Origin of the sequence: Streptomyces sp. NPDC004667 (assembly GCF_040609475.1) — a bacterium.
Taxonomy (GTDB): Bacteria; Actinomycetota; Actinomycetes; order Streptomycetales; family Streptomycetaceae; genus Streptomyces.
Window position 1 is genome coordinate 86,356 of sequence record NZ_JBEXKC010000025.1, and the last position, 11,780, is coordinate 98,135.

Here is an 11,780-nt window from a genome sequence, read left to right on the forward strand (position 1 = left end):
GGGACCCTCATCGGGGTGCCACCAGGGGCCGCAGCGGCGAGCTGCCCAGCCGCTGTACGAGGGGGGTCGCGCGGCGGGCCGCACGGGTCAGCAGCCAGGCGATCGCCGCCCCGACGGCCAGGCCGATGACGACGTCATGGGGGTAGTGGGCGCCCACCCAGACCCGGGAGAAGGCCATCAGCAGCGCGGCCGGCACCGCGATCGCCGCGAGCCTGCGGTCGGTGACCCAGAGGGCCGCGGCCGCCGCGGCGGCGATGGCGGCGTGGTTGCTGGGGAACGACCAGTCGCCCAGGGGCGGGCAGGCCTCCAGCGTGACCGCGTGCAGGGTCTGGCAGGGCCGCTGCTCGCGGAAGAGCGATTTGACGCCGGTGTCGGCGAGGAAGGCGAGGACCACGACGAGGGGCGCCGCCAGCGCCGTGGCGGTCCTCGCCGGGTCGGCCGCCGCCCGGGCGCGCCACCAGGCGGCCAGCATCAGTACGGCGAAGAGGGCGAGGCCGTAGTCGGACCAGGCGGTGACCAGGCCGTCGAGCCAGCCGGGGGCCCGCTGGGCGAGGTCGGTGAGCCGGGTGTACAGGTGTCCGTCGACGGCGGGGCCGTCCAGGGCGAGCAGGCTCAATGCGAGCCTCCGTTCGAAGTGCGGGGGCTGCGCCGGCGGATCACTTCCACGGCGAGCGGGGTGAGCGAGACGAGGACGACGAGGGCGACGATCGGCAGGAGGTAGCGGTCGACATTGGGCACGGAGGAGCCGAGCGCGTAGCCGGCCAGCACCAGACCCACCGTCCACACGAGCCCGCCGGTCACCTGCCAGAGCGTGAAGACGCGGGCGGGGACGTTCAGCGCCCCGGCCATCGGGTTCAGGACGGTGCGCACGATCGGCACGAAGCGGGCCAGGACGATCGCCTTCGCGTGCCCGTACCGGTCGAGGAGTTCCTCGGCCTTCGCGGCGCCCTCGTGGAGTTTGCGGCTGCGGCTGCGGGCGAGCACGGCGCGTCCGCCGCGCCGTCCCAGGAGATAGCCGGTCTGCGCCCCGAGCAGGGCTCCGGCCACGGCCGCGCACAGCACCTGCGGGAGCGAGAGGTGGACCGGTCCGCGGTCGCCCGCCACGCAGAGCAGGCCCGCGGTGAAGAGGAGGGAGTCGCCGGGGAGGAAGAAGCCGACGAGGAGGCCGGTCTCCGCGAAGAGGACGGCCGCGACGCCGAGGGCGCCGAAGGCGGACAGGAGGGAACCGGCGTCCAGCAGGTTGACGGCCTGCGGGGCGAGCGCGTGCAGCGGGTTGACGGCCTGCGGGGCGAGCGCCTGCGACGCCGCGGCGAGAGCGGGCAAGGTCATGTCGAACAGCTCCCGTAGGGTGAGAGGAACAGGGTCCGGTGCGACGCCCTGCCGACTGGCGGCTACAGTTCCACATCTAAGGTCTACAACACTGTAGACGATCGACGCGTGGGATCGACGCGTGGAATCGAAGCCTGGAGGAGCGCACCCATGGGCGGCGACAGGACCCCGGAACGGCGCCCCGCCGGCGAGCTGGAGGCCAGCGTGCTGGCGGCGCTCTGGGCGGCGGACGGCCCGCTGTCCCCGGGCCGGGTCCAGGAGACGATGGGCGGGTCCCTCGCCCGCACGACCGTGACGACGATCCTGTCCCGCCTGTACGAGAAGGGCGCGGTGACCCGGAAGCGGTCCGGCCGCGGGTTCGTCTACGTTCCGACCGAGGACGCCTCCGGTCTCACCGCCCGGCGCATGCACGCCGAACTGGCGAAGGACCAGGACCGCGGGGCCGTACTGAGCCGCTTCGTCTCGCAGCTGAGCGGCGAGGACGAGCGCCTGCTGCGCGCCCTGCTCGACGGGGAAGGGGACGCGGCGTGATCCACATCGCCTGGCTCCCCCTCCTCGTGCCGTTCCTGGCCGCACCGGCGGGCAGGCGGCTGGCCTCGCACCTGTCCGCGCACCTGTCTCCGCTCCAGGTGGTCTGGCTGCTGACGGTCACCGCGGCCGGCCTCGCCGCCGGGAGCACCTGCGCGCTGGCCCTGCTGATCGTCCCCGGCGCCACCCACCTCCACGCCGTGGCCGCGTCGGCCCATCTGCTCACCCCGCTCAGCCTGCTCGCCCCGCTCGGCGGCGGATCGCCCGACGCCGTCATCGCGATCGCCGTCACCGCCGGGGCCCTGCTCGCCTGGTGCGCCGCCCGGCTGGTGCGGGGGGCGCGCCGGCGCTGGACCCAGCTCCGGCGCGCCGGGAGGCTCGCGGCCGAGGCGGGCGGCGAACTCGTCGTCCTGCCGGACGAGCACCCCGACGCCTACGCGCTGCCCGGGAGTCCGGGCCGCATCGTCGTCACGACCGGCATGCTCCGCGCGCTCTCGCCGCCCGAGCGCGAGGTCCTGATCGCCCACGAGCGCGCCCACCTCCGGGAGCGCCACCACCTGTTCACCGCCGTGGTCGACCTGGCCGGCCTGTGCCACCCGGCGCTGCGGACCCTGCGCGAGCCGCTCGCGTACGCGTTGGAACGCAGCGCCGACGAATCCGCCGCCCGGGCCGTGGGCAGCCGGCGCCTGACCGCTCAGGCCATCGGCCGGGCCGCTCTCGCGACCCGAGCTTCCGCCGCCGCCGGCCGCGCACGTCCCGGTCTGGCCCTCCCCGCGACCGCCGGGCCGGTCCCCCGCCGCGTCGCCGCCCTCCTCGGCCACGGCACCGGGGCCAGGCCGGCGCGGCCCCTCGCCCGGCGCGCCGCCGCGCTGGCACTGGTGGCCTGCGTGACGCTCTCCGCCGGGGCGTCCCTCCAGGCGGCCGACGACCTGCACGACGGCATCGAAGTCGCCCAGGGCGAATCCCGCTGAGGCCGGCCGCGCCACGGGGCCGGCCGCGGGTCGCGGGTGCCGGCGGGCGCCGCATTCGCCTCCACCCGGTGGAATTCGGCCCGTTGTCGCCCCGCCGGAATGAGGAACGGGCCGTCCGGGTTCCAGGGATGGACCGCCGGGGCCCGCCCGGCCAGGACGCCTGCAGAGAGAAGACATGAAGATGCGTGCCGTCATCCTGTCCGCATACGGTGGCTCCGACGTGCTCCGCGTCGCCGAGGTACCGACCCCTCAGCCGGGCGACGGTCAGGTCCGCATCCGGGTCGCGGCGGCCGCGTTGAACCCCGCCGACGCCTTGATCCGTTCCGGCGCCCTGGCCTCGCGCGTCCCCGCGCAGGAGCACTACGTTCCGGGTCTCGACGTCGCCGGAACCGTCGACGCCCTGGGCGGCGGCGTCCGGGGCTTCGCGGTCGGCGACGCCGTGATCGGCCTGTCCGACTGGCCGCAGACCCTGGCGGGCACGCACGCCGAGTACGTCGTCCTGCCCGCCACCGCCATCGCCGCCGCACCCCGGCACGCGAGCCCGGTCCAGGCGGCGACGCTCCCGCTGAACGGACTCACCGCCTGGCAGGCACTGGACCTGCTCGCCGCGGCCGACGGCGCCACTGTGGCGATCACCGGTGCGGCGGGCGCCGTGGGCGGCTACCTCGTCGAGCTGGCGGCCGCGCGCGGTCTGCGGGTCGTCGCCGTCGCCGGGTCCCAGGACCGGGAACTGGTGCACGAGTTGGGTGCCGCCCTCTTCGTCCCGCGCTCGCAGGACCCCGCCGCCGCGATCCGCGCAGCCGTTCCCGGCGGAGTCGGCGGACTGATCGATGCCGCCGCCCTGGGCGGGGCGGTGATCGGCGCGGTAGAAGACGGCGGCACGTTCGTCAGTGTCCTCGGCGCCGGTCCGGCAGCGGAGCGCGGGATCCGGGTCTCGCAGGTCCGGGTGCACAGCGACGCGGTACAGCTCGCCGAACTGGCCGCCCTCGCGGACGCCGGCGGTGTCACCCTGCGGGTGGACCGGACGATGCCGTTCTCGGAAGCGGCCGCGGCCCACGACGCCCTGGCCTCGCGCGGCCGGCGCGGGCGCATCGTCCTCGTCCCCCCGTCGAACTGACCGCCACTCGCGGACCGGCTCGGGCTGCGGGCTGCGGGCTGTTCAGGAGGCCGTCGCCGGAACGAGGTGGTCGAGTCCCGGCGCGCTGCTCGTCGCGGCCTCGATCGAGCGCGGCAGCATGATGCTCTCGTAGGCACGGACGGCGTCGCCGATGCCGGATTCGGCAACGAGGGCGTGGGCGAGGTCGGAGCCGTCGAGCATGGCGAGGTTGGCGCCCAGCCCGACCGGGGGCATCAGGTGCGCGGCGTCGCCGAGCAGCGTGACGCCGGGTACGTGCTCCCAGGTGTGCGGGGCGGGCAGAACGAAGAGGGGCCGGTTGATGAACCCGCTGTCGCTGTTGCTCAGGACATAGCGCAGGCTCTCGTCCCAGCCGTCGAACATCCTCAGCAGGTACGTCCGCACGGCCCGCTGGTCGTCGAGGTCGATACCGGCGGCCACGTGCCAGTTCTCCGGCTCGCGGAGCGCGATGTAGGCGCGGATGTGGCCGTTGCTGTTGCGCTGGGCGGCCAGCGACCGGCCGGCGCCCTTCACCAGCATCGATCCGTTGCCGACCAGCCGGGCGAGGTCGGGATGGCGGGTGTCACAGTGGTCGAATCCGGTCTCGACGAAGGTGACGCCGGTGTAGCGGGGTGCGGCCTGCGACAGGGCCGGGCGGATCCGCGACCAGGCGCCGTCGGCGCCGACCACCAGGTCGAAGTCCTCGGCGGTGCCGTCACGGAAGAGCAGCCGGCAGGTGCCGTCCGGCAGTGGGGTGGCCCCGGTGACGGGGCGGTCCCACCGCACCGTGCCCTCGGTGAGCGAGTCCAGGAGGAGTCCGCGTAGCTGGCCCCGGTCGATCTCCGGCCGGCCGCCGACGGCGGACGGCCCCTGATGTGCCAGGAGGGTGGCGTCGGCGAAGTCGAGCACGCGCCACTCCTCTCCTTCGGGGCGGGCGAGGGCGTGGAACCGGTCGAGGAGTCCTGCCGCCCGCAGGGCGGCCTGACCGGTGTCGACGTGCAGGTCGAGGGTGCCGCCCTGCGGGCGGGCGTCGGCGGAGGCCTCGCGTTCGAAGACGGTGACGTGGCGGCCGTGTTGCTGCAGGACTCGGGCACAGGTCAGGCCGCCGAGGCCGGCGCCGACGATCGCGATGCGGGGATCACGGGCAGAGTTCATGGGAGTGTCCCCCGGGAGGTGGGTGAGCTGCTGGGAGGTCCGGCGCCACCAAGAAAGCACACTCGCCAAATAAGTGCAACGACTTCACTTTTCTAGTCACTACACATTGATCTATGGTGGACGAGTGACAGAACCGACCGGGCGCCGCGAGCGCAAGAAGGCCCAGACCCGCCAGTCGCTGGCCGACGCCGCACTCGAACTCTTCCTCGACCGCGGCTACGACCAGGTCGGCGTCAAGGACGTCGCCGACACCGCCGACGTCTCGGTGACCACCCTCTTCAAGCACTTCTCCGGCAAGGAAGCCCTGGTCTTCGATCAGGACGACGACCTGGAAGCAGCGCTCGTCGCCGCCGTGCGCGACCGAGCCCCCGGCCAGTCGATCCCGCAGGCGCTGCGCGAGCACATCCTGCTGACGCAGACCCAGCTCGCCGTCCATGCCACGGACCCGCGGTTCGCCGATTTCACGCGCATGGTGCGGGAGACCCCGGCCCTGCGCGACTACGCCCACCGCATGTGGACGCGTCACGAAGCGGCCCTGGCACGGGCCATCGCCGAGGCCGTCGGCGCTCCCGAGGACGACATCGGCTGCGCGGCCCTGGCCCGTTTCGCCCTTGAGGCCCGCGGCCTCATCCAGCGACACGCCGAGCCCCGCCGCGCCGCCGACGAGGCCTTCGCGCTGCTCGAACACGGCTGGACGGCTTCCCACCCGGGCAGTTGACCCACCCTCCGGACGGGCCGACACGGCCCCGCGACCGCCGGCCGTCGCGGCCCTCGGGCGGCGCGGCTTCAACGAGTACGTGTGAGCAGCCATGACCGATTACCTGCAGAGCGTGTTCGACATGCTCGGCCCAGGCGAGAACCGCTACGACGACCCTGCCGCCTGGCTCCGGCTGGAGCGGGATCTCGGCAGAGGGCTCCCCACGGATTACAAGGCCGTCGTTGACGCCTACGCCCCCGCCCGGCTCAACGGGCACCTCTATCTGGCATCCCACCCGGCCTGTGCCTGGCGGAACCTGGGAGAGGAGATCCGCTCGGACTGATCCCTCTCGCCGGCACGGATCAGGGAGCCGCCGTCTTCTTGGCACCCGAGGTCCATGGGTACCCCGACGGGATCGTGGTCCAGGGCTCGGAAGGCGACTGGGCCGGCCATCCCGTGACCTTCGCCGAGTGGCTGTACCGCTACCTGATCGGCGAGGAGATGGCCGGCTGGGGCAGCGCAGCCCTCTATCCCGGCCCCGTCCAGCGACCGCCGGCTCCTACGGGGCAAGTTACGAGCAGTTGGGGGCGGTGTGGGGCATCACCCGCCAGGGCGCCCGCAAGAAGTGGCCCGACGCCATCACCCGCCCGGCGCCCCCTACCGCACGCACGAGCACCCTGGAGATCTTCGGCGGGACGGCCGAACCGGTCCAGGCGCCATCCGGCGGCTGGACCTGGACGGGCAAGGGCGCCGACGGAGCATCCGGTGCGGCCGGCGACGGGGCGTACTAAGCGACCGCGGAGGAAGCCGCGGCCCATGCGGGTGCATTCCTCAAAGAGCATGCCGCTGACGCTGTCGGCCGGCCCTGAGCGGCCGGCGTCGTTCCGATCTCGAGGGGCGCTGGTCGAACGGGAAGTCCCGATCGGGTGCCCGCGGCGGTCGCCGCGCATGAAAGCAGGGCCTCCTGCCAGCGATCCCCGACCCTGGTGGGCAACACCAGTACCCGGGGATCGGCCCAAGACCGACCGGCAAATGGTGCGTCGGGCTCCGCATGCTCATCCGACGCTCGACGAGCCGCTACCGCCGGGACGGCCGCCCCACCACCCGACGCCTCAAGTGATCCATCTGCCGGTCGGCCTCAGCCCCAGTCCTGCAGCCGCTGGAGCAGGTCGGCGTCGCCCTCGATCCGCAGCGAGTCGGCCGGGACGCGCATGTACATGAGCAGCGCCATCTCGCTCGCCGTGCCGTAGATGGCGGCGGTGGGCTTGCTCTCGGAGGCCTCCGCCGCGGTGAGGCGGGTGAAGCGGGAACCGGCGGCGTCCACCGTCTGGCGCCAGGGGCCGGCCTCGGCTGCGTGGTAGTCCATGGTGGCGGGCTCGCCCGGCCACGGGACCGTGCCGGTGCAGACGGTGGCGAGGAACTCCTCGATGGCGTCGACCGCCTCGGTCGTCGGCAGCTCCTGCGGGGTACCGGAGGCCAGCTGGGCGTCGTAGGTGTGGATCAGCGATTCCGGGACGCGGCGGCGGGCCACGGCGGCCACCGTGTGCGGCGAGGCCAGCGGCTCCCACCAGGCCCAGCAGCCCCGGTCCGGGCCGGCCTCGCGCAGAGCGGTGAGCAGCTGCTCCGTCGAGTCGGCCAGCCAGGCTATGAGGGCCTCGCGCTCCCTGGGCGCCGCCAGCCCGTCCTTGCTCGGCCGTTCGTCGCCCGGCGCGGTGTTCAGCACGATGTAGGCCCAGAAGCGGTCCCCCTCACTGAGGTGGTTCGCCAGGTCGTACAGCGTCCAGCCCGGGCAGGACGGGACGTCGGCGTCGAGGCTGGGGGCCGCGGCGACGGCGGCGCGGAACGCGGCGGAACGCTCGTCGATCATCCGCAGCAGGGTGGGGAAGGAGAAATGATCAGTCACGGGGCCCTTGTATCACCCGGACCGGGACCCTCGCACTCGATTAAGAGCCCGGCAGTAGACGTCACTTCAGACGTTTGGTGGGCCGATCATGCGGTCGTACGCCTCCAGCGCGATTGCGCGCCTCGAACTGATCCCTGATCCCACAAGGGTGCGAGCAGGCAGGACGGCAGGACGGGCACGAGATCTCCGGGAGAGGTCGCCGACAAGTGGTGCCGCCGCTCTCGTCTCCGGCGCCGCCGATGTGACCGGGGCGCCGGGTTGGAAGTCAGCGCGGACGGAGTTGCCCGGCGGCAGGGACGTCGAGGACGAAGACGTGGCCGATGTCGGCGTCCGCGTAGCCGTAGTCGATGTTCTGCACCCGGAGCTGCTTCGGGGTGGCTTCGACGATCCGGACCGTGACCGGGTCCGGACGGCCGGGCAGGGACAGCAGCCAGTCTTGGGCCAGGCAGCTCAGCCCCATGCGGTCCAGGCACTCGCGGGCGTGACGCTCGTCGGTCGGTGAGCCGAGCGGGTAGCCGAAGACGGTCACCGGGGTGAACAGAAGCGGACTGTCGTGGACCGGACGCAGATAGCCGAGGAGTTCGCTGTCCTCGAGGCGGCGGTGGCAAGACCAGTGAGCAGGGATCACGGCAACTCTCCGACAGGTGTGTGCGGCGATCCCGCTTCACACGGAGGGGCACCGCCGGGCGATGGTTCGGATCGGGGGGGATGTCCGGGGCTGGAGGTCTGCAGCCCTCCAGCGACCGGTGGCCCGTCAGTTCAGGCGGGCGTCCGCGTAGGCGGACATCGCGTCCCGCTGGTAGGCGGCGAGCCCGGCAGCAACCTGGTCATAGACGGCACGCCACTGCACGTCGTCGGTATAGCTCTGCCCGAGGGCTTTGAACGCGGCCGCGTTCGGGGTCCACATCCGGCAGATGCCCAGGTAGTGGGCTTCGATCTCGGCCTGCACCGCCGGGTCGGTCACCGGTGTGCCGGCTGCCATGGCCTCAGCCATACGGACCATCGCCGCGGTGGCCTCCCGCTGCAGCCGCGCCTGCTCCTCGTCGGTGAGCGCGCCGGTGAACCGAGCCGAATGCTCCACCTCCTCGGGCCACTGCTCGCGGGCGGCCGCCTCGTACCGGGCGGTGTCGAAGCCCTGGAACAGGTTCTCCGGCCTGCTGATCTTCGTCATGTCGTGGGTGTCCTTGTCTTCCTCGAGTTCGGCGATGGTGCGGCCGACCGTGGCGGCCAGCACGTCCAGACGATCCCGCTCCGCCAGCAGCCTGCGATGGTGCTCGCGCAGCGCGGCCACCTGGTCGACCTGGCACTCCAGGACCGCTGTGATCTCCCGCAGTCCCAGACCGAGTTCCCGCATCAGCAGGATCTGCTGCAGCCGCAGCAACCCGGCCTCCTCGTAGTGACGGTGCCCGTTGCTCCCGATGTACGCGGGAACGAGCAGTCCGATCTCGTCGTAGTGCCGCAGCGTCCGGGAGGTCACCCCCGACATCCGGGCCACGTCCGCGATCGACCAGGCCATAGCCGTGCCTTTCATCACCGGGCCGGTCTCTCCGGCCACACCCATGACCGTAGGAGTTGACGCAACGGCAACCGCAAGCCGGCCCTCGGCACACACTGCCCTCACCACACTCAGTACCCGCGAAGGTCCCCCACTCGCCCACCCGTCATCAACAGCCGGCTGTTGAGACCCACCTACGGCTCTCGTAACCCGAGCCGTGGACCAGCGCGAGCACCACGCCGGGCGTTCCTACGGGGAGGGGGTGTCGTCTTCCTCCGTGCGCGGCCAGTAGCGGCCTTCGAGGGCCTCGGCGCTGCGGTTGAGCCGGATCAGGACGTCCTCCAGCTCCCGTACCTCCTCGGGGGACCAGTCGGCGACCACCCGGGCCAGGCAGGACTGATTGACCTCACGGTCTCCGGCGAGCCGGCGCCCGCCTTCGGCGGTGATGCGCAGCTTGCGGGCCATGCCGCCGTCCGGGCACGCGACGCGCTCGGCCAGTCCGCAGCGCAGCAGTGCGGCCGTCTGGCGGTTCACGGTCGAGGTGTCGAGCCCGAAGGCCTCCGCCAACTGCCCGATGGACATGGGGCCCTGGGTGTCGATCCGGCTGAGCAGCAGGTACGCCGACCGCTCCAGGCGTTCGGGGTCGCGCTCGCGCCGGGCCAGCACCTGGTGCCGCGAGAGCAGCATCAGCTCCCGCTCCAGTTTCTCCAGCACTGCGCCTCCCGCTCCTTCCGGCACCCGCCATTATCGCCGACCCGTGGACCGATCGACCCCGGCCGGGGCCGGACCGGCGGCGCAATATGCATGATACATAAGATGTGTACTATGCACTTCTCGTTGTCACCCCGACGAGCCACAGCCTCAACCCGGAGGACCCGCATGACCGTCACCACGTCCACCGCCTCCCGCGCGGCCGAGATCCTGTCCCGGCCCGTCACGCTGAACGGCCTGACCGTCCCCAATCGCATCGCGATGGCTCCGATGACGCGGATGTTCTCCCCCGGCGGCGTGCCCGGTGAGGACGTGCAGGCGTACTACGCCAGCCGGGCCGCCGCGGGCGTGGGCCTGATCGTCACCGAGGGCACCTACGTCGGCCACGATTCCGCCGGGCAGAGCGACCGGGTGCCGCGGTTCCACGGCGAGGAGCAGCTGGCGGGGTGGGCGAAGGTCGCCGCGGCCGTGCACGAGGCCGGCGGCACGATCGTTCCCCAGCTGTGGCACATAGGCATGGTGCGCAAGCAGGGCGAGGCACCGTACGCCGACGCGCCCGCCGTCGGCCCCTCCGGCATCCGCGTCGACGGCACCGAGGGGACCGGCAAGGCGATGACCAGCGCCGACCTCGACGACGTCATCGGCGCGTTCGCCGAGGCCGCCGCGGAGGCCGCGCGGATCGGCTTCGACGGCGTCGAACTGCACGGTGCCCACGGCTACCTGCTCGACCAGTTCCTGTGGGAGCGGACCAACCGCCGCACCGACGCGTACGGCGGCGACGCGGTGGCCCGCACGAAGTTCGCCGCGGAGATCGTGGCCGCGGTCCGCGAGCGCGTCCCGGCCGACTTCCCGGTGATCTTCCGCTACTCGCAGTGGAAGCAGGAGGCCTACGACGCGCGGCTCGCGCAGACCCCGGAGGAGCTGGAGGCGATCCTGGCCCCGCTGGCGGCGGCCGGCGTCGACGCGTTCCACGCCTCCACCCGGCGCTACTGGCTCCCGGAGTTCGAGGGCTCGGACCTGAACCTCGCGGGCTGGACCAAGAAGCTCACCGGCCGGCCGACCATCACCGTGGGCTCGGTCGGCCTCGACGGTGACTTCATCCGCGCCTTCGCCGGCGAGGGTGCGGCGCTCGGCGACATCGACAACCTCCTGGACCGCATGGAACGCGACGAGTTCGACATGGTCGCCGTCGGACGGGCGCTGCTCCAGGACCCGCAGTGGGCGGCGAAGGTCCTCGGCAACCGCTTCGACGAGCTGAAGCCGTACGACGCGGAGGCGCTCAAGTCGCTCAGCCGGTGAGCCGGTGAGCCGGTGAGCCGGTGAGCCGGTGAGCCGGTGAGCCGGTAGCCGTCCGGAATCCTGTCCGCGAGCGCCCCGTGACGTCGGTCCGCCGACGTCACGGGGCGTTTCGCGCTCCGGTTGAGGTTCGCCGGGCCGGCGTCGGGTCCGCAGGGGCTGCTGGTTACGCTCTGCGGCGTGACGGGATCAACCACAGCCATCGCCCAGTGCCGGGCAGTCCTTGGAGAGGCACCGCGTAGCTTCTCCTGGTTCGACAAGTTCAGCCTGGTCTTGCGAGGAACCCCGGGCCTTCAGGCCCGGGAGGAATCGCATCCTTGACCCGGAGGCGCGGAGCGCCGGAGTTCTCTTCGCCTCCGGGGTGACGGTCAGTCGGGTCGCTTCTGGTTCTCGATGTAGGGCGACCAGAAGTGGGCGCCCCACAGGTGCTTGCGGATGTGCTCGGGGAACTCCTGACGGAGCCGGCGCGCGGATACTCCTTTGAGCGAACCGACCAGTCGCGACAGGGCGTCCTTCGGCGGGTAGTGAACGAGCAGGTGCACGTGGTCGCGTTCGCCGTTGAACTCGACCAACTTGGTTTC

General features: G+C 72.5%; 15 protein-coding genes. 7 read left to right on the forward strand and 8 right to left on the reverse strand.

Going from position 1 to position 11,780, the window contains the following annotated elements; all coding sequences use genetic code 11:
* Positions 1-7 precede the first annotated feature (7 nt).
* Positions 8-616 (reverse strand): phosphatase PAP2 family protein, encoded by a 609-nt coding sequence (locus ABZW32_RS16800; protein ID WP_356216357.1) that lies wholly within the window; start codon positions 614-616, stop codon positions 8-10.
* Entirely contained in the window at positions 613-1,329 is a 717-nt protein-coding gene (locus ABZW32_RS16805; protein WP_356216359.1) for a DedA family protein, read from the reverse strand. Before ABZW32_RS16805 ends, ABZW32_RS16800 begins: the two co-directional genes overlap by 4 nt.
* Positions 1,330-1,479: 150 nt before the next feature.
* Here ABZW32_RS16805 and ABZW32_RS16810 point away from each other — a divergent pair, with 150 nt between their 5' ends.
* From ABZW32_RS16810 to ABZW32_RS16820, 3 genes are all read left to right on the forward strand, one after another.
* The gene (locus ABZW32_RS16810) at positions 1,480-1,860 is read left to right on the forward strand and encodes a BlaI/MecI/CopY family transcriptional regulator (RefSeq protein ID WP_356216362.1); all 381 of its coding nucleotides are present in this window, start codon (positions 1,480-1,482) and stop codon (positions 1,858-1,860) included.
* Positions 1,857-2,828, forward strand: a complete 972-nt coding sequence (locus ABZW32_RS16815; protein ID WP_356216365.1) for a M56 family metallopeptidase — start codon at positions 1,857-1,859, stop codon at positions 2,826-2,828. Before ABZW32_RS16810 ends, ABZW32_RS16815 begins: the two co-directional genes overlap by 4 nt.
* A gap of 175 nt (positions 2,829-3,003) precedes the next feature.
* On the forward strand, positions 3,004-3,945 hold the full coding sequence (locus tag ABZW32_RS16820; protein WP_356216367.1) for an NADP-dependent oxidoreductase: 942 nt from the start codon (positions 3,004-3,006) through the stop codon (positions 3,943-3,945).
* Positions 3,946-3,987: 42 nt separating this feature from the next.
* Here the strand turns inward: ABZW32_RS16820 and ABZW32_RS16825 are convergent, their stop codons facing one another.
* Positions 3,988-5,097 carry an NAD(P)/FAD-dependent oxidoreductase gene (locus tag ABZW32_RS16825; protein ID WP_356216370.1) on the reverse strand — a complete coding sequence of 370 codons (1,110 nt, stop codon included), beginning with the start codon at positions 5,095-5,097 and terminating at the stop codon, positions 3,988-3,990.
* Between the two features lie 124 nt (positions 5,098-5,221).
* Between ABZW32_RS16825 and ABZW32_RS16830 the strand changes: the two genes are divergently transcribed.
* From ABZW32_RS16830 to ABZW32_RS16840, 3 genes are all read left to right on the forward strand, one after another.
* On the forward strand, positions 5,222-5,815 hold the full coding sequence (locus tag ABZW32_RS16830) for a helix-turn-helix domain-containing protein (protein WP_356216373.1): 594 nt from the start codon (positions 5,222-5,224) through the stop codon (positions 5,813-5,815).
* 91 nt (positions 5,816-5,906) lie between these two features.
* A complete protein-coding gene (locus ABZW32_RS16835) occupies positions 5,907-6,137 on the forward strand; it encodes a hypothetical protein (RefSeq protein ID WP_356216376.1) in 231 nt (76 codons plus the stop codon).
* A 247-nt stretch (positions 6,138-6,384) separates the two neighbouring features.
* The gene (locus ABZW32_RS16840) at positions 6,385-6,585 is read left to right on the forward strand and encodes a hypothetical protein (protein WP_356216379.1); all 201 of its coding nucleotides are present in this window, start codon (positions 6,385-6,387) and stop codon (positions 6,583-6,585) included.
* Between the two features lie 347 nt (positions 6,586-6,932).
* On the opposite strand, the gene ABZW32_RS16845 is transcribed toward ABZW32_RS16840, so the two are convergent.
* The 4 genes from ABZW32_RS16845 to ABZW32_RS16860 form a co-directional block, all read right to left on the reverse strand.
* Positions 6,933-7,697, reverse strand: a complete 765-nt coding sequence (locus ABZW32_RS16845; protein ID WP_356216381.1) for a maleylpyruvate isomerase family mycothiol-dependent enzyme — start codon at positions 7,695-7,697, stop codon at positions 6,933-6,935.
* 265 nt (positions 7,698-7,962) lie between these two features.
* Positions 7,963-8,325 carry a hypothetical protein gene (locus tag ABZW32_RS16850; RefSeq protein ID WP_356216383.1) on the reverse strand — a complete coding sequence of 121 codons (363 nt, stop codon included), beginning with the start codon at positions 8,323-8,325 and terminating at the stop codon, positions 7,963-7,965.
* A 126-nt stretch (positions 8,326-8,451) separates the two neighbouring features.
* Positions 8,452-9,213, reverse strand: coding sequence for a MerR family transcriptional regulator (locus ABZW32_RS16855; protein WP_356216385.1), 762 nt, complete (start codon positions 9,211-9,213; stop codon positions 8,452-8,454).
* A 228-nt stretch (positions 9,214-9,441) separates the two neighbouring features.
* Positions 9,442-9,879: a MarR family transcriptional regulator gene (locus ABZW32_RS16860; RefSeq protein WP_356216396.1), complete on the reverse strand. Its 438-nt coding sequence runs from the start codon at positions 9,877-9,879 to the stop codon at positions 9,442-9,444.
* Positions 9,880-10,071: 192 nt separating this feature from the next.
* Here ABZW32_RS16860 and ABZW32_RS16865 point away from each other — a divergent pair, with 192 nt between their 5' ends.
* On the forward strand, positions 10,072-11,202 hold the full coding sequence (locus tag ABZW32_RS16865) for an NADH:flavin oxidoreductase (RefSeq protein WP_356216388.1): 1,131 nt from the start codon (positions 10,072-10,074) through the stop codon (positions 11,200-11,202).
* A gap of 365 nt (positions 11,203-11,567) precedes the next feature.
* Here the strand turns inward: ABZW32_RS16865 and tnpA are convergent.
* On the reverse strand, positions 11,568-11,780 hold a 213-nt coding region (tnpA, locus tag ABZW32_RS16870), incomplete at its 5' end, for an IS200/IS605 family transposase (RefSeq protein WP_356216391.1).